Genomic DNA, 15,125 nt, shown 5'->3' with positions numbered 1-15,125 from the left:
CCATGACCCGCTCCGATCTCGTCGAAGAACTCGCGGCCCGATTTGCGCAACTGACGCACCGCGATGCCGAATACGCCGTCAAGACCATTCTTGACGCGATGAGCGACGCACTGGTGCGTGGCCACCGGATCGAGATCCGCGGCTTCGGCAGCTTCACGGTGAACCGGCGCCCGCCTCGCATCGGACGCAACCCGCGTTCCGGCGAGAGCGTGCAGATTCCCGAGAAACGCGTGCCCCACTTCAAGCCGGGCAAGGCCCTGCGCGAAGCGGTGGATGCGAAAACCGCGCTGCTCGACGCCGAGAAGCACAAGCGCGGCTGACACGCCGGCCCCGGCATAGAATTCCCCGGCCATCGGGGACCCGCATGAAATATCTCCTGTGGCTGCTCAAGGCAGCCATTTTTTTTACCCTCTTCGCCTTCGCGCTGAACAACCAGCACGACGCCACCGTCTACTTCTTCTTCGGCACCTCGTGGCGCGCGCCCCTGGTACTGGTGGTGCTGGCCGCCTTCACCGGCGGCCTGGTCGTGGGCGCGCTCGGCATGCTGCCGGGCTGGTGGAAACACCGCAGCGCCGCAGCGCAGGTTCCGGGCGCGCAAGGTGCACCGGGTGCGCCGCCGGCGCCTTCGTCCGCCGCCGCCACGCCCACGCCCGCAGCCCCCGCCGACCTGCCCGCCGTACGCCAACATGGACTTTGACTTCAGCTGGCTGCTGCTCGGCCTGCCGATCGCCTTCGTGCTCGGCTGGCTGGCTTCGCGCTTCGACCTCCGGCAGCTCCGGATCGAGAACCGCCAAGCCCCGAAAGCCTACTTTCGCGGCCTGAACTTCCTGCTCAACGAGCAGCAGGACCAGGCCATCGACGCCTTCATCGAGGCGGTTCAGAACGACCCCGACACGCAGGAACTGCACTTCGCGCTCGGCAACCTGTTCCGGCGCCGCGGCGAATACCAGCGCGCGGTGCGCGTGCACGAGCACCTGCTGGGTCGCGGCGACCTGAGCCGCGCCGACCGCGACCGCGCGCAGCACGCGCTGGCGCAGGACTTTCTGCGCGCCGGCCTGCTCGACCGCGCCGAAGCGGCGCTGCAGAAGCTGGAAGGCACGCGCTACGAGAACGAGGCCCGGCTGTCGCTGCTGGCCATCTACGAACGCTCGCGCGAATGGGCGCAGGCCGAGGATGTGGCGCAGAAGCTCGATGAATCCGACCAGGCGAGCTACAGCACCCGGCGGGCGCACCACCTGTGCGAACAGGCCGCCGAGCGCGTCGCCGCCGGCGACCCGGGCGCCGCGGCGAGGCTGCTGCAGCAGGCGATTGCGCTGGCACCGGAGGCCCCGCGACCGGCGATCGACAGCGCCACGCTGCACCTGCGCAGCGGCGATGCGGTGGCCGCCTTCGACACGCTGGCGGCACTGAGCGAAACCGCGCCGTTGGCGCTGCCCCTGTATGCGGCGGCGCTGCAGCAAGCTGCGGTCGCTTCGCAGCGCTCGGGGGAGGCCCTCGCCCTGCTGCAGCGCCGCTATGTGGCCTCGCCCTCGATCGATGTGCTGGAGGCGATCATCGCCCTCGGCGGCACGCCGGCGTTGCCGGACGATGCGCCCTCCGATGCCGCGATCGCGCCGGAACCCCGCGACGGCTACATCGCCCACCTGGCGCACCATCCCTCGCTGGTCGCGGCCTCGCGCTGGCTCGCCGGCGAACGCTTCGAGCACGAGGAGTTCCACCCGCAGGTACAGCGCTCGCTCGACCAGGCCACCCGGCCGCTGATGCGCTACCGCTGCGCGGCCTGCGGCTTCGAGGCCCATCAGTACTTCTGGCATTGCCCGGGCTGCCAGGCCTGGGACAGCTACCCGCCGCGACGCGTCGAGGAACTCTAAAGAACAAGGCCCCCACGCTCCCCCACTGCGTGTGGGTCGCTGCCCCCCGAGGGGGCCGCAGGCCGCCTTGGGGCGGCCCGGCGCCGGCCTGGCCCCCACGCTCCCCCACTGCGTCTGGGTCGCTGCCCCCCGAGGGGGAAGCAGCAGGCCGCCCGTCCGTGCGAAGCGCGGACTTCGCCGCTATCATGTTCCGCGCCGGGCGCACTCGGCGCACGGTGGAGCGTTTCGGCGCTTCTCACACCATGTCAGGGAGAGAAGAAATGATGAAAAAGATCGTGGCCATCACGGCCATGCTGTTCGCGGTCGCCTCCTGGGCGGCCGTCGATGTCAACAAGGCCACCAGCGCCGAACTCGATGGCGTCAAGGGCGTGGGCCCCGCGTTGTCCAAGCGCATCACCGAGGCACGCAAGGAAGCGCCGTTCAAGGACTGGCCGGACTTCATGACCCGGGTCAAGGGCGTGAAGGAGAAGGCGGCGGCCAAGCTGTCGGCCGAGGGCCTGACGGTGAACGGCCAGGCTTTCGGTGCAGCGCCGGCGCCGGCGCAGGTTGCCACGAGCGAGGTCAAGGCCGAGCCGAAGAAGGCCGCCACCGGAGCAGCCAAGGCGGCTTCCAAGCCGTGATCGCACGCACGGCGCACGCGCGCCGTTGCTGATCCAAAGCCGCCCCCGGGCGGCTTTTTCATTGCCGCGTTCCTCCGGCGCGGCGCCGCCGATGGCAGGGAAATGCCCGAGCGATGGCCCGATATTTGCACGTATGCTGCCGATCGCCTTTTTCAATTTCGCACGTTCTGGAGAGTCCATGAATCACAAGTTCGGCATTGCACTCGCGGGCCTCACCCTCGGCGCTGCAGCGTTCGCCCAGACCAAGTGGGACCTGCCCACGGCCTACCCTGCCACCAACTTCCACACCGAGAACATCACGCAGTTCGCGAGCGACGTCGACAAGGCCAGTGCAGGCAAGTTCAAGATCACGGTGCATCCGAACGCAGCCCTGTTCAAGGCCCCCGAGATCAAGCGCGCGGTGCAGGGCGGCCAGGCGCAGATGGGCGAGATCCTGCTGGTCAACTACCAGAACGAATGGCAGATGTTCGGTGCCGACGGCATCCCGTTCCTGGCCGACAGCTACGACGCCGCGTGGAAGCTCTACCAGGCACAGAAGCCGGTGCTCGAGAAGAAGCTGGCCGAGCAGGGCATCATGCTGCTCTACGCCGTCGCCTGGCCGCCCCAGGGCATCTTCGTCAAGAAGGAGATCGCGTCGGCCACAGACCTGAAAGGCGTCAAGTGGCGTGCCTACAGCCCCGCGACGGCGCGCATCGGCGAACTGGTCGGCGCCCAGCCGGTCACGGTGCAGCAGGCCGAGCTGTCGCAGGCCATGGCCACCGGCGTGATCGAGTCCTACATGTCCTCCGGCTCGACCGGCTACGACACCAAGACCTACGAGTACATCAAGAACTTCTACGACACGCAGGCCTGGCTGCCGAAGAACGCCGTGCTGGTCAACAAGAAGGCCTTCGAGGAGTTGGACAAGCCGTCGCAGAATGCGCTGCTGAAGGCGGGTGCCGAGGCCGAGAAGCGCGGCTGGGAGCTGTCGAAGAAGAAGAACCTCGAGTACCTCGAACTGCTGAAGAAGAACGGCATGACCATCCATGCGCCATCGGCCCAGCTCAAGTCCGACATGAAGAAGGTCGGCGACACGATGATCAAGGAATGGCTCGAGAAGGCCGGGCCCGAAGGCCAGGGCGTGGTCGACGCCTTCAAGAAGATGTAGGGCGAACGACCGGCTCCCATGCGCAAGACACTCGACTTTCTCTATGAGAGCGCCGCCGCCCTGGCGGCGCTTTTCATGGTCGGCCTGCTGGTGATGGTGCTGCTGTCGATCATCGGCCGGCAGCTGCAGTTCAACATCCCGGGCATCGACGCCTATGCCGGCTACCTCATGGCGGGCAGCGGCTTTCTGGCGCTGGCCCACACGCTCAAGCGCGGCGAGCATATCCGCGTCTCGCTGATCGTCTCCCGATTGGGGCCAACCGGACGCCGCTGGCTGGAACGCTGGGCCTGTGGCGCCGCGGCCATGCTGGCGGCACTGTTCGCCTTCTACAGCGTGCGGCTGGCCTGGCAATCGCACGGCTACAACGACATCTCCACCGGCAACGACGCGACGCCCCTGTGGCTGCCGCAGCTGGGCATGGCCATCGGTGCCGTGGTGTTCGCGATCGCCACCGTCGACGAGTTCTTCGTCGAATGGAACGGACGCCCGCTGCAGATGAACGCCGAGGCGCTGCGCCATGAGTGACGTCGCGGTTGCCGGCCTGCTGATCCTCGCGCTGTTCCTGATCCTCGGCAGCGGGGTCTGGATCGGCCTCACGCTCTCGGGCGTCGCCTGGATCGGCATGCAGTTGTTCTCCGCCCGTCCGGCCGGCGACGCGATGGCCGTGACGATCTGGGGCTCGGCCTCCGGCTGGACGCTGACCGCGCTGCCGCTGTTCTTGTGGATGGGCGAGATACTGTTCCGCACGAAGCTCTCGCAAGACATGTTCAAGGGCCTGGCGCCGTGGATGCAGAGCCTGCCCGGGCGCCTGCTGCACACCAACGTGGCGGGCTGCGCCGTGTTCGCCGCCGTCTCGGGCTCGAGTGCCGCCACCTGCGCGACGATCGGCAAGATGACGCTGCCCGAGCTCAAGCGGCGAGGCTATCCCGACGACATGGTGATCGGCACGCTGGCCGGCGCCGGCACGCTGGGCCTGCTGATCCCGCCCTCGATCATCATGATCGTCTACGGCGTCAGCGCCGACGTCTCGATCGCCCGGCTCTTCATCGCGGGCGTGGTACCGGGCATCATGCTGGCCGTGCTGTTCTCGGGCTACATCGCCGTCTGGGCCCTGCTGCATCCGGACCGGGTGCCGCCGGCCGATCCGCCGATGCCCTTCGGCGCCAAGCTGCGGGCGTCGCTGAGCCTGATCCCGGTCGCGCTGCTGATCCTCTCGGTGCTCGGCTCGATCTACGCCGGCATTGCGACCGCCACCGAGGCCGCCGCGGTGGGCGTGGTCGGCGCGCTGGTCATCTCGGCCCTGCAGGGGTCGCTGAACTGGAGCACCTTCAAGGAGTCGCTGCTGGGCGCGACGCGGCTGTATTGCATGATGGCGCTGATCCTCGCGGGAGCCGCCTTCCTCACGCTGGCGATGGGCTACATCGGGCTGCCGCGGCATCTGGCCGAGTGGATCGGCTCGCTCGGGCTGTCGAAGTTCCAGCTGATCGTGATGCTGGCCTTGTTCTACATCGTGCTCGGCTGCTTCCTGGACGGCATCTCGATGGTGGTGCTGACGATGGGCGTGATCATGCCGACCGTGACGGCCGCGGGAATCGACCCGGTGTGGTTCGGCATCTTCATCGTGCTGGTGGTGGAGATGGCGCAGATCACGCCGCCGGTGGGCTTCAACCTGTTCGTGCTGCAGGGCATGACGGGCCGCGACCTGCTCTACATCGCCCGCGTCACCTTGCCGATGTTCTTCCTGATGGTGGCGGCGGTGCTGATCATCTACGTCGCGCCGCAACTCGTCACCTGGTTGCCGCAGCAGATGGCGCCGTGAGAGCATCGCGCCTCTCATGCCTCTTCACGTCATCGCCATCTGTGCCGGCGCCTCCATCGGCGCCCTGAGCCGCTGGGGCCTCGGGCTCTGGCTGTCGACCCCCGGTTCGCTGCCATGGGGAACCGTGGCCGCGAACCTGGTCGGCGGCTACCTGATCGGGATCGCGGTCGCCACCTTCCAGTCCATGCCGCAACTCGATCCGGTCTGGCGCCTCGCGCTCATCACCGGCTTCCTCGGCGGACTCACGACCTTCTCGAGTTTCTCGGCCGAAGTCGTCGCCATGCTGATGCAGGGACGCATCGTGCTCGCACTGGGCACCGCCACGCTGCACGTGGCGGGCTCCCTGGCCCTCACCTGGCTGGGCATCCGGACGGTCCGGCAATTCATGGCCTGAACGAGGGAATTGCCGCAGGGGCGGTCGATAGAATCGATCGCAATGCCCCTTGTCCTCCTCGTTGCACTCCCCTTCGTCGCCAGCGTGCTCGCCGCATTGCTGCCATCGAACGCGCGCAACCGGGAGTCGACGCTGGCGGGGCTGGTCGCGCTGGGCTGCGCGGTGCAGGCCGCCTGGTTCTTTCCGGACCTTGCCAACGGCAACGTGATCCGCCAGCGGGTCGAGTGGCTGCCCGTGCTCGGACTCGACCTGAGCTTCCGCATGGACGGCTTCGCCTGGCTCTTCTGCATGCTGGTGCTGGGCATCGGCGCGCTGGTGGTGCTGTATGCGCGCTACTACATGTCGGCCTCGGACCCGGTGCCGCGCTTCTTCTCGTTCTTCCTCGCCTTCATGGGCGCGATGATGGGCGTGGTGCTGTCGGGCAACCTGATCCAGATGGTGATGTTCTGGGAGCTCACCAGCCTGTTCTCGTTCCTGTTGATCGGCTACTGGCACCATCGGCGCGACGCGCGGCGCGGTGCCAGCATGGCGCTCACGGTCACGGCCGCGGGCGGGCTGTGCCTGCTGGCCGGCGTGCTGATCCTCGGCCGCATCGTCGGCAGCTACGACCTCGACATGGTGCTGGCCTCGGGCGACCTGGTCCGCGCCAACCCGCTCTATCCCGTGGTGCTGGTGCTGGTGCTGCTGGGCGCCTTTACCAAGAGCGCGCAGTTCCCGTTCCACTTCTGGCTGCCGCGGGCGATGGCGGCGCCGACACCGGTGTCGGCCTACCTGCATTCGGCCACGATGGTGAAGCTCGGCGTGTTCCTCATGGCCCGCCTGTGGCCGGTGCTCTCGGGCACCGAGCCATGGTTCTGGCTGGTCGGCGGCGCCGGCGCGATCACGCTGCTGCTCGGCGGCTACGTGGCGATGTTCCAGCGCGACCTGAAGGCGCTGCTGGCCTATTCGACGATCTCGCATCTCGGCCTCGTCACGCTGCTGCTCGGGCTCAACAGCCCGCTCGCGGCGGTCGCGGCGGTGTTCCACATCATGAACCACGCGACCTTCAAGGCCTCGCTGTTCATGGCCGCCGGCATCATCGACCACGAGAGCGGCACCCGCGACATCAGCAAGCTCAGCGGGCTGCTGAAGCTGATGCCGATCACCGGCACGCTGGCGATCATCGCCAGTGCCTCGATGGCCGGCGTGCCGCTGCTCAACGGCTTCCTGTCGAAGGAGATGTTCTTCGCCGAGACCGTCTTCATCCAGTCGAACCGCTGGGTCGACCTCGGCCTGCCGATCATCGCCACCCTGGCCGGCACCTTCAGCGTGGCCTATTCGGCGCGCTTCGTGTTCGACGTCTTCTTCGGCCCGCCCTGCGGCGCCGACCTCCCGAAGACACCGCACGAGCCGCCGCGCTGGATGCGCGTGCCTGTCGAGCTGCTGGTGCTGGTCTGCCTGGTGGTCGGCGTGGCGCCGGCCTGGTCGGTGGGCGCCTTCCTGGCCGCGGCGGCGGCGCCGGTGGTCGGCGGCGAACTGCCCGCCTACAGCCTGGCGCTGTGGCACGGCTTCAACCTGCCGCTCATGATGAGCTTCATCGCGCTGGCCGGCGGCGCATTGCTCTACCTGCTGCAGCGGCGCGGCCGCGCGCTCGGCGTGCTCTCGACGACGCCGCTGCTGCATCGCCTCGACGGCCAGCGCGTCTTCGAGAACGCGATGGCACGGCTCAGCGAGATCGGCCGACGCAGCCGGCGGCTGCTCGGTACGCGCCGGCTGCAGACGCAGCTGCTGCTGCTGGTCGCGGTCGCCGTCGCCGGTGCCGGTGCGGCTCTCTGGGTCACGCCGGTCGCGCGCGGCACGCGAGCGCCGCTGCCCTTCTCGCCGATGTTCGCGATGACCTGGCTGATCGGCGCCACCTGCGCGGTCAGTGCGGCCTGGCAGGCCAAGTTCCACCGGCTGGCCTCGCTGATGCTGGCCTCGGGCGCAGGGCTGGTCTGCTGCATCACCTACATCTGGTTCTCGGCACCCGACCTGGCGCTCACGCAGCTGGTGGTCGAGACCGTCACCACGGTGCTGATCCTGCTTGGACTGCGCTGGCTGCCGATGCGCACCGCCCAGCAGGAACCGGTGCGCGGCTGGCTGCGGACCTGGGGCCGGCGCGGCCGCGACGTCGCGATCGCGATCGCGGCCGGCACCGGCATGTCGGCCATCGCCTGGAGCGTCATGACGCGGCCGTTCCCGCTCAGCATCTCGCCCTTCTTCCTCGACAACGCGCTGTCCGAGGGCGGCGGCAGCAACGTGGTCAACGTGATGCTGGTCGACTTCCGCGGCTTCGACACCTTCGGCGAGATCACCGTGCTGGGCGTGGTCGCGCTGACCGTCTACGCGCTGCTGCGCCGCTTTCGTCCGGCGCCCGAATCGATGGCGCTGCCGATCCAGCAACGGCTGCAGCCCGACGACGGCAGCAGCGACCTGCTGAATCCGCGCCGCGCCAAGGACACCGCGGTCGGCTACCTGATGGTGCCGGCCGTGCTGGTGCGGCTGCTGCTGCCGCTGTCGGTGCTGGTCTCGGTCTACTTCTTCATGCGCGGCCACAACCAGCCGGGCGGCGGCTTCGTCGCCGGGCTCGTGATGTCGGTGGCGCTGTTGCTGCAGTTCATCGTCTCGGGCACCGAATGGGTCGAGGAGCACCTGCGGATCTATCCGCGGCGCTGGATCGCGGCCGGCCTGCTGCTGGCGCTGGCGACCGGCGGCGGCGCGGTGGCACTGGGCTACCCCTTCCTCACCACCCACACCGCGCACCTGCACCTGCCGCTGCTGGGCGAGGTGCACGTGCCGAGCGCGCTGTTCTTCGACATGGGCGTGTTCTCGCTGGTGCTCGGAGCGACCATGCTGATCCTGACCGCCCTCGCCCACCAATCAATCCGCAGCCATCGCTGGGTCGACGAACAGGAAGAGAAGGAAGCCGCGCGCGCCGCGGCCGAAGCGGAGGCCGCCGCCTGATGGAAATCGTGCTCGCCATCGCCATCGGCATCCTGGCCGGCTCGGGTGTCTACCTGCTGCTGCGCCCGCGCACCTTCCAGGTCATCATGGGCCTGACCCTGATCTCCTATGCGGTCAATCTCTTCATCTTCAGCATGGGCCGACTCAAGGTCGACAGCGAACCGGTGCTGACGCCGGGTGTGCGTGCCACGCTTGCCAACACCGCCGACCCCATGCCGCAGGCGCTGGTACTGACCGCCATCGTGATCGGCTTCGCGATGACCGCGCTGTTCCTGGTGGTGCTGCTGGCTTCGCGCGGCCTGACCGGCACCGACCACGTGGACGGCAAGGAACGCCGGGAGTCGCAGGAATGACGGAGTTCCCGGCCCTCCTCGACCGGCTGCTCGAGTTCAGCATGCCGCACCTGATCGCTGTGCCGATCCTGGTGCCAATGCTGACCGCCGCCCTGATGCTGCTGCTCGGCGAGGAACACCGCCGCAGCAAGTCGGCGCTCAGCGTGGTCTCGGGGCTGGTCGGCCTGCTGACCGCGCTGGCGCTGCTGCGCTGGGTCAATGCAGCCGATACCGGCGGCGGCCCCGGCTCGATCGGCGTCTACCTGCCCGGCAACTGGCGCGCGCCCTTCGGCATCGTGCTGGTGGCCGACCGGTTGTCGACCCTGATGGTCGCGCTGACCGGTGTCGTCGCCTTCGCCGCCTCGATCTACTCGACCTCGCGTTGGGACCGTGCGGGCGTGCATTTCCATCCGCTGCTGCAGCTGCAGCTGATGGGGCTCAACGGCGCCTTCCTGACCGGCGACCTGTTCAACCTGTTCGTCTTTTTCGAGGTGATGCTGGCCGCTTCCTACGGCCTGCTGCTGCACGGCTCGGGACGGCTGCGCGTGCAGGCCGGGCTGCACTACGTGGCGATCAACCTCGCGGCATCCTCGCTGTTCCTGATCGGCGCCTCGCTGCTCTATGGCGTGACGGGCACGCTGAACATGGCCGACCTGGGCGTGCGCATCGCGCAGCTCGATCCGGCCGACCGCGGCCTGGTGCATGCGGCGGCGGCCATCCTCGCGACCGCCTTCTTCGCCAAGGCCGGCGCCTGGCCGCTCAATTTCTGGCTGGTGCCGGCCTACAGCGCCGCGGTATCGCCGGTCGGCGCGGTTTTCTCCCTGCTGACCAAGCTGGGCATCTACACGATCCTGCGGCTCTGGAGCCTGCTGTTCGCGCCCGACACCGGCGCCTCGGCCCAGTTCGGCCAGGGTGTGCTGATCACGACCGGGCTGGCGACGCTGTTCGTCGGCGCCTTGGGCATCGTCGGCACCCAGCGGCTGTCGAATCTCGCCGGCTTCAGCGTGCTGGTCTCGGCCGGGACGCTGCTGGCGGCGATCGGCTTCGGCCAGCCGGCGGTGTGGGCCGGCGCCCTCTACTACCTGCTGAGCTCGACCCTGGCGGCGGCCGCCTTCTTCATGCTGATCGACATGGTCGAGCGCTGGCGCAACGCCGGCGCGAGCATCGCGCCGCACGAGGCGGCGGGCGACGCGCCTTTCCTGTCCAAGGACCTGCGCCGGCTCGACGACGTCAACCTCGACGACGACGCCCAGGCGCTCTACGGCCGCGCCATTCCGGCCGGTGTCGCCTTCCTCGGGCTCAGCTTCGTCTGCTGCACGCTGCTGCTGGCGGGCATGCCCCCGCTGTCGGGCTTCGTCGGCAAGTTCGCGATGCTGTCGGGCCTGCTCGGCGGCGCGCGCGTGTCGGCGGCGGCCTGGGTCTTCCTCGGGCTGCTGATGGTCTCCGGCTTCTTCTCGCTGCTGGCGCTGGGCCGGACCGGCATCCGGCATTTCTGGACCCAGGCCCATGCCACCCTGCCGGCGCTGCCCGCGCTCGAGGTGCTGCCGGTCGCCGCGCTGCTGGCGGCCTGCATGGCGCTGACGATCGAAGGGGGGACGGTGATGCATCATGCGGCCGTGACCGCCGACGGCCTGTTCTCGCCGACCGCCTACCGCCAGGCGGTGCTGGGTGCGACGCAGGTGCCGAACCCGGTCGCCGCGCCGAAGGCTGCGAAATGATCAGGCGCTGGCTGCCCTCGCCGGCGCTGTCGATGGCGCTGTTCGTCGTCTGGCTGCTGCTGAACCAGTCGCTGGACGCGGCCACCCTGCTGCTGGCGGCCATCCTCGCGATCGCGGTGCCGGTGCTGACGCAGTCGCTGCGCCCGGCCCGGGCTCGGATGCGCCGGCCTGCGGTGGCGCTGCGGCTCTCGGGCGTGGTCGCCTTCGACCTGGTCCATTCGGCGCTGACGGTGGCGCGCCTGCTGCTGACGTGCCGCAACGACCAGATGTCGCCGCGCTTCGTGCGCGTTCCGCTCGAGCTGCGCGATCCGAATGCGCTGGCGGTGCTGGCGATGATCATCTGCCTGACGCCCGGCACCGCCTGGGCCGAGATCGCGCTCGACCGCTCGACCTTGCTGATCCACGTGTTCGACACCGACGACGTCGCGGCCTTCATCGCCATGGTGAAGTCGCGCTATGAGGTCCCGCTGATGGAGATCTTCGAATCATGACGCCCGCGCTCCTCTGGGCGCTCAAGCTTGCGCTGCTGCTGCTGGCGGTGGCGATGCTGTGCGCGCTCTACCGCCTGCTGATCGGGCCCACCGCGCAGGACCGCGTGATGGCGCTCGACTGCCTCTACATCAACGGCATGCTGATGATGCTGGTACTGGGCATCGTCTACGCGAGCAACGTCTACTTCGAGGCGGCGATGCTGATCGCGCTGTTCGGCTTCGTCAGCTCGACCGCGATTGCCAAGTTTCTGCTGCGCGGGGAGGTGATCGAGTGAATGAAGCGCTGCCGCTGTGGGCTGAAGTGCTGACAGCCGTCTTCGCGGTGGTCGGCGCGGCGTTCGCCGCCATCGGCTCGTTCGGCCTGGTGCGCATCCCGACCTTCTTCCGCCGCATCCACACGCCCACGCTGGGCGCGACGCTCGGCGTCTGGTGCATGACGCTGGCCACCATCATCTATTTCTCGGTGCAGGGGCGCAGCCTGTTCCTGCACGCGGTGCTGATCGCCCTTTTCGTCGCCCTCACGGCGCCGGTCACGACGATCTTCCTGATGCGTGCGGCGCTGTTCCGCGAACGGCAGAAACAAAGCGACGTCCCGCCGCCGGGCTAGGACCACCTGCCGATGCTGTCCGAACTGCTCCAGCAATACGGCTACATCGTGGTCTTCGTGGCCGGCCTCTTCGAGGGCGAGACGATCCTGATGCTGGGCGCCTTCGCGGTGCACCAGGGCTACCTGTCACTCGGGCCGTTGATCGCCTGCGGCGCGGCAGCCGCGTTCGTGACCGACCAGGTCTACTTCCACCTGAGCCGGCGCAAGGGCGCCGAGCTGCTGGCGAAGCGCCCCAAGCTGCGAGCCCACGTCGAGCGGGTCAACGGCTTCGTCGGCCGGCATCCGGTGGCGACGATCTTCCTCATGCGATTCGCCTGGGGCCTGCGCATCGCATTGCCCGCCACGCTCGGCATGGGTCCGATGCGGACCCCGGTCTATGCCGCGCTCGACGCCGTGGCCGCGGTCCTGTGGGCGGCTGTCATCACCTTGTTCGGCCTCAAGCTCACGGGCTGGGTGCATGCCTGGGTCGGCCACCTGAAGCCTTACGAGCACCCGCTGATCCTTGCCGCGCTGCTGATCACGCTGGCGATGGCGCTCTGGCGCCAATGGCATGCGCGCCGCTGAAGGCGCCGCCAACGCATCAGGGGGTTCTACTCCTTGATTTCGAGGGCGCGGTTGACCCGTAGCGCGGCCAGCGTGCAGAGCGCGCCGGAAAGCAGGTAGACGCTGACATAGCCGAGGCCGAAGTTGGCCGACAGGCCCAGTGCCACCAGCGGCGCGAAGGCAGCGCCGATCAGCCAGGCCAGGTCGGCCGTGAGCGCGGCACCGGTGTAGCGGTACCTCGACTCGAAGTTGGCCGTCACCGCCCCGGCCGCCTGGCCATAGGAGAGGCCCAGGATCACGAAGCCGACCAGGATGAAGACGTCCTGGCCGAGCTTGCCGCCGTCCAGCAGCGTCGGCGCGAAGCCGCTGAACACTGCGATCGCCACGGCCAGGCTGCCCAGGGTGTTGCGCCGGCCGATGCGGTCGGCGATCACGCCCGAAACCACGATGCCGCAGGCGCCGAGCACCGCGCCGATCATCTGGATGACCAGGAATTCGCTTACCGACTGGCTCGAGTACAAGGTGATCCAGGACAACGGGAACACGGTGATCAGGTGGAACAACGCATAGCTCGCCAGCGCGGCGAAGGCGCCGATGACCAGGTTGTAGCCCTGCGAGCGCGTGATCTCGACGACACTGGCCGGCTCCAGTTCACGTTGCTCGAGCAGGCGGTCGTACTCGTTGGTGGCGACCAGGCGCAGGCGGGCGAACAGCGCCACGACATTGATCGCAAACGCCACGTAAAAGGTGTAACGCCATCCCCAGTCGAGGAAGTCCTCGATCGAGAGGCTGGAATACAGGTACGCGAACAGAGCGCTGGCGACGAAGAAGCCTACCGGCGCACCCAGCTGGCCCAGCATGGCGTACCAGCCGCGGCGGTTCTCGGGCGCGTTGAGCGCCAGCAGCGAGGGCAGGCCGTCCCAGGAGCCGCCGAGCGCGATGCCCTGGCCGACCCGAAGGATGGACAGCAGGACGATCGAGGCGAAGCCCATGCTGGCATAGCCCGGCAGGAAGGCGATGCCGGCGGTCGAGATGCCGAGCATGAACAAGGCGGCGGTGAGCTTGGCCTCGCGGCCGAAACGGCGCTGGATCGCCATCGAGGCCACGGTGCCGAAGGGCCGTGCGATGAAGGCGAAGGAGAAGATCACGAAGGCGTAGAGCGTGCCCTCGAGGCGGTTTTCCATCGGGAAGAAGACCGCCGGGAACACCAGCACCGAGGCGATGCCGTAGACGAAGAAGTCGAAATACTCGGAGGCGCGGCCGATGATCACGCCGACCGCGATCTCGCCGGGAGCGATCGGCGAATGGTCCGAGGCGGCGTCGGGGCTGTCGTGCTGGGTGTCGTGCAGCGGCGAGGAGCCGCTGGGAGGACGGATGCTGGACGTCGTCATTTCTGCTTGGGGGTCGTGTTCAACTGGATACTCCGAGGGTCTCACCGAATCGAGATTGCCGCCATAGGACAAAACGTCCAATATCCCGCAGTCGCCAAACGAAGTAGATTGTGGTCCCTTTTGCGCACCCACCGCTCATTTCCCGGCATGCCACCCCTCAAGAACTTTCGCGGACTGCTCCTGCTCCCGCTCGCCCTGTTGGCGGGCTGCGACATGGTGCTGTTGAACGCATCGGGCGACATCGCCCGCCAGCAAGGCCAGCTGATCGTCGTCTCCACGGTCCTGATGCTGCTGATCATCGTGCCGGTGATCGCCCTCACCATCTATTTCGCCTGGCGCTACCGGCAAACGAACAAGGAGGCGAACTATTCGCCCGACTGGGACCACTCCACCGAACTGGAACTGGCCATCTGGGGCGCCCCGCTGCTGATCATCATCGCCCTCGGCGCCATCACCTGGATCAGCACCCACACGCTGGACCCCTACCGCCCGCTGCGCCGCATCGAAGCCGGCCGCCCGGTCCCGACCGAAGCCAAGCCGCTGACGGTCGAAGTCGTCGCGCTCGACTGGAAATGGCTCTTCATCTACCCCGAGCAGGGCATCGCCACGGTGAACGAACTGGCGGCCCCGGTGGACCGGCCGATCGTCTTCAAGATCACCGCCTCCTCGGTGATGAACTCCTTCTTCATCCCGGCGCTGGCCGGCCAGATCTACGCCATGCCGGGCATGGAGACCAAGCTCAATGCGGTGATCAACAAGCCGGGTGACTTCGAGGGTTTCTCGGCCAACTACAGCGGCGCCGGCTTCTCCGGCATGCGCTTCCGCTTCCACGGCGTGAGCGAGCCCGACTTCGAGGCCTGGGTCCAGAAGGCCAGGACGGCCGGCGGCGAGCTGAGCCGCGCCGCCTACCTCGAACTCGAGCGCCCGAGCGAACGCGATCCGGTGCGCCGCTTCGCCGCGGTCGCGCCCGACCTCTACGACGCCATCGTCAACCGCTGCGTCGACCGCAACAAGATGTGCATGGACCAGATGATGGCCATCGACGCGGACGGCGGACTCGGCAAGGTCGGCGCCTACAACGTCTCGCCGCGGCCCTGGCAGCCCGAGGCCAGCATTCCGCCCCGCACTTACGTCGCGGCCATGTGCAGCGTCAACGATCCCGCCGGACTTTCGCTTCCGCTTTCCACCGCTCGCATCCGCGAAGAATAAC

At 68.2% G+C, this 15,125-nt stretch carries 17 protein-coding genes; 16 read left to right on the top strand and 1 reads right to left on the bottom strand.

The annotated features are described in order from the left end of the window. Nucleotides 1–2 precede the first annotated feature (2 nt). From AC1DYD_RS08075 to AC1DYD_RS08005, 15 genes are all read left to right on the top strand, one after another. The gene (locus AC1DYD_RS08075) at nucleotides 3–320 is read left to right on the top strand and encodes an integration host factor subunit beta (RefSeq protein WP_286371264.1); all 318 of its coding nucleotides are present in this window, start codon (nucleotides 3–5) and stop codon (nucleotides 318–320) included. 44 nt (nucleotides 321–364) lie between these two features. Continuing rightward, nucleotides 365–697 (top strand): LapA family protein, encoded by a 333-nt coding sequence (locus AC1DYD_RS08070; protein ID WP_478172228.1) that lies wholly within the window; start codon nucleotides 365–367, stop codon nucleotides 695–697. Further along, the gene (gene lapB / locus AC1DYD_RS08065) at nucleotides 687–1,871 is read left to right on the top strand and encodes a lipopolysaccharide assembly protein LapB (protein ID WP_478172227.1); all 1,185 of its coding nucleotides are present in this window, start codon (nucleotides 687–689) and stop codon (nucleotides 1,869–1,871) included. Before AC1DYD_RS08070 ends, lapB begins: the two co-directional genes overlap by 11 nt. 260 nt (nucleotides 1,872–2,131) lie before the next feature. Then, nucleotides 2,132–2,491 (top strand): ComEA family DNA-binding protein, encoded by a 360-nt coding sequence (locus AC1DYD_RS08060; protein WP_478172226.1) that lies wholly within the window; start codon nucleotides 2,132–2,134, stop codon nucleotides 2,489–2,491. A 178-nt stretch (nucleotides 2,492–2,669) separates the two neighbouring features. Beyond that, on the top strand, nucleotides 2,670–3,638 hold the full coding sequence (locus AC1DYD_RS08055) for a TRAP transporter substrate-binding protein (RefSeq protein ID WP_478172225.1): 969 nt from the start codon (nucleotides 2,670–2,672) through the stop codon (nucleotides 3,636–3,638). An 18-nt stretch (nucleotides 3,639–3,656) separates the two neighbouring features. Continuing rightward, nucleotides 3,657–4,163: a TRAP transporter small permease gene (locus AC1DYD_RS08050; protein ID WP_478172224.1), complete on the top strand. Its 507-nt coding sequence runs from the start codon at nucleotides 3,657–3,659 to the stop codon at nucleotides 4,161–4,163. Next, entirely contained in the window at nucleotides 4,156–5,457 is a 1,302-nt protein-coding gene (locus AC1DYD_RS08045; RefSeq protein WP_478172223.1) for a TRAP transporter large permease, read from the top strand. Before AC1DYD_RS08050 ends, AC1DYD_RS08045 begins: the two co-directional genes overlap by 8 nt. Nucleotides 5,458–5,473: 16 nt before the next feature. Then, nucleotides 5,474–5,851, top strand: coding sequence for a fluoride efflux transporter CrcB (gene crcB, locus AC1DYD_RS08040; protein WP_478172222.1), 378 nt, complete (start codon nucleotides 5,474–5,476; stop codon nucleotides 5,849–5,851). Between the two features lie 42 nt (nucleotides 5,852–5,893). Continuing rightward, nucleotides 5,894–8,833 (top strand): monovalent cation/H+ antiporter subunit A, encoded by a 2,940-nt coding sequence (locus AC1DYD_RS08035; RefSeq protein WP_478172221.1) that lies wholly within the window; start codon nucleotides 5,894–5,896, stop codon nucleotides 8,831–8,833. Further along, on the top strand, nucleotides 8,833–9,186 hold the full coding sequence (locus AC1DYD_RS08030; protein ID WP_478172220.1) for a Na+/H+ antiporter subunit C: 354 nt from the start codon (nucleotides 8,833–8,835) through the stop codon (nucleotides 9,184–9,186). The genes AC1DYD_RS08035 and AC1DYD_RS08030 overlap by 1 nt, the downstream gene beginning before the upstream one ends. Further along, a complete protein-coding gene (locus tag AC1DYD_RS08025; RefSeq protein ID WP_478172219.1) occupies nucleotides 9,183–10,883 on the top strand; it encodes a monovalent cation/H+ antiporter subunit D in 1,701 nt (566 codons plus the stop codon). The genes AC1DYD_RS08030 and AC1DYD_RS08025 overlap by 4 nt, the downstream gene beginning before the upstream one ends. Continuing rightward, nucleotides 10,883–11,374, top strand: a complete 492-nt coding sequence (locus AC1DYD_RS08020; RefSeq protein ID WP_478172248.1) for a Na+/H+ antiporter subunit E — start codon at nucleotides 10,883–10,885, stop codon at nucleotides 11,372–11,374. The genes AC1DYD_RS08025 and AC1DYD_RS08020 overlap by 1 nt, the downstream gene beginning before the upstream one ends. Continuing rightward, a complete protein-coding gene (locus tag AC1DYD_RS08015) occupies nucleotides 11,371–11,649 on the top strand; it encodes a K+/H+ antiporter subunit F (protein ID WP_478172218.1) in 279 nt (92 codons plus the stop codon). The genes AC1DYD_RS08020 and AC1DYD_RS08015 overlap by 4 nt, the downstream gene beginning before the upstream one ends. Then, nucleotides 11,646–11,981, top strand: coding sequence for a monovalent cation/H(+) antiporter subunit G (gene mnhG, locus AC1DYD_RS08010; RefSeq protein WP_478172217.1), 336 nt, complete (start codon nucleotides 11,646–11,648; stop codon nucleotides 11,979–11,981). The genes AC1DYD_RS08015 and mnhG overlap by 4 nt, the downstream gene beginning before the upstream one ends. A gap of 12 nt (nucleotides 11,982–11,993) precedes the next feature. Then, nucleotides 11,994–12,545, top strand: coding sequence for a DedA family protein (locus AC1DYD_RS08005; protein WP_478172216.1), 552 nt, complete (start codon nucleotides 11,994–11,996; stop codon nucleotides 12,543–12,545). 26 nt (nucleotides 12,546–12,571) lie between these two features. Here the strand turns inward: AC1DYD_RS08005 and AC1DYD_RS08000 are convergent, their stop codons facing one another. Next, nucleotides 12,572–13,915, bottom strand: a complete 1,344-nt coding sequence (locus tag AC1DYD_RS08000) for an MFS transporter (RefSeq protein WP_478172215.1) — start codon at nucleotides 13,913–13,915, stop codon at nucleotides 12,572–12,574. 147 nt (nucleotides 13,916–14,062) lie between these two features. On the opposite strand from AC1DYD_RS08000, the gene cyoA reads away from it, so the two are divergent. After that, on the top strand, nucleotides 14,063–15,124 hold the full coding sequence (gene cyoA / locus AC1DYD_RS07995; protein WP_478172214.1) for a ubiquinol oxidase subunit II: 1,062 nt from the start codon (nucleotides 14,063–14,065) through the stop codon (nucleotides 15,122–15,124). Nucleotide 15,125: the final 1 nt, after the last annotated feature.

The sequence above is a fragment of the Variovorax sp. P4_B11 genome (assembly GCF_056402355.1).
Note: the sequence above shows the minus strand (reverse complement) of the source record. Positions and strands in the feature narration are given on the sequence as shown.

Excerpts from the sequence above, each read along its gene's own strand:
- AC1DYD_RS08075 (WP_286371264.1), top strand. The coding sequence starts at position 3 with ATGACCCGCTCCGATCTCGTCGAAGAACTCGCGGCCCGATTTGCGCAA.
- AC1DYD_RS08070 (WP_478172228.1), top strand. The coding sequence starts at position 365 with ATGAAATATCTCCTGTGGCTGCTCAAGGCAGCCATTTTTTTTACCCTC.
- lapB (WP_478172227.1), top strand. The coding sequence starts at position 687 with ATGGACTTTGACTTCAGCTGGCTGCTGCTCGGCCTGCCGATCGCCTTC.
- AC1DYD_RS08060 (WP_478172226.1), top strand. The coding sequence starts at position 2,132 with ATGATGAAAAAGATCGTGGCCATCACGGCCATGCTGTTCGCGGTCGCC.
- AC1DYD_RS08055 (WP_478172225.1), top strand. The coding sequence starts at position 2,670 with ATGAATCACAAGTTCGGCATTGCACTCGCGGGCCTCACCCTCGGCGCT.
- AC1DYD_RS08050 (WP_478172224.1), top strand. The coding sequence starts at position 3,657 with ATGCGCAAGACACTCGACTTTCTCTATGAGAGCGCCGCCGCCCTGGCG.
- AC1DYD_RS08045 (WP_478172223.1), top strand. The coding sequence starts at position 4,156 with ATGAGTGACGTCGCGGTTGCCGGCCTGCTGATCCTCGCGCTGTTCCTG.
- crcB (WP_478172222.1), top strand. The coding sequence starts at position 5,474 with ATGCCTCTTCACGTCATCGCCATCTGTGCCGGCGCCTCCATCGGCGCC.
- AC1DYD_RS08035 (WP_478172221.1), top strand. The coding sequence starts at position 5,894 with ATGCCCCTTGTCCTCCTCGTTGCACTCCCCTTCGTCGCCAGCGTGCTC.
- AC1DYD_RS08030 (WP_478172220.1), top strand. The coding sequence starts at position 8,833 with ATGGAAATCGTGCTCGCCATCGCCATCGGCATCCTGGCCGGCTCGGGT.
- AC1DYD_RS08025 (WP_478172219.1), top strand. The coding sequence starts at position 9,183 with ATGACGGAGTTCCCGGCCCTCCTCGACCGGCTGCTCGAGTTCAGCATG.
- AC1DYD_RS08015 (WP_478172218.1), top strand. The coding sequence starts at position 11,371 with ATGACGCCCGCGCTCCTCTGGGCGCTCAAGCTTGCGCTGCTGCTGCTG.
- AC1DYD_RS08005 (WP_478172216.1), top strand. The coding sequence starts at position 11,994 with ATGCTGTCCGAACTGCTCCAGCAATACGGCTACATCGTGGTCTTCGTG.
- AC1DYD_RS08000 (WP_478172215.1), bottom strand. The coding sequence starts at position 13,915 with ATGACGACGTCCAGCATCCGTCCTCCCAGCGGCTCCTCGCCGCTGCAC.
- cyoA (WP_478172214.1), top strand. The coding sequence starts at position 14,063 with ATGCCACCCCTCAAGAACTTTCGCGGACTGCTCCTGCTCCCGCTCGCC.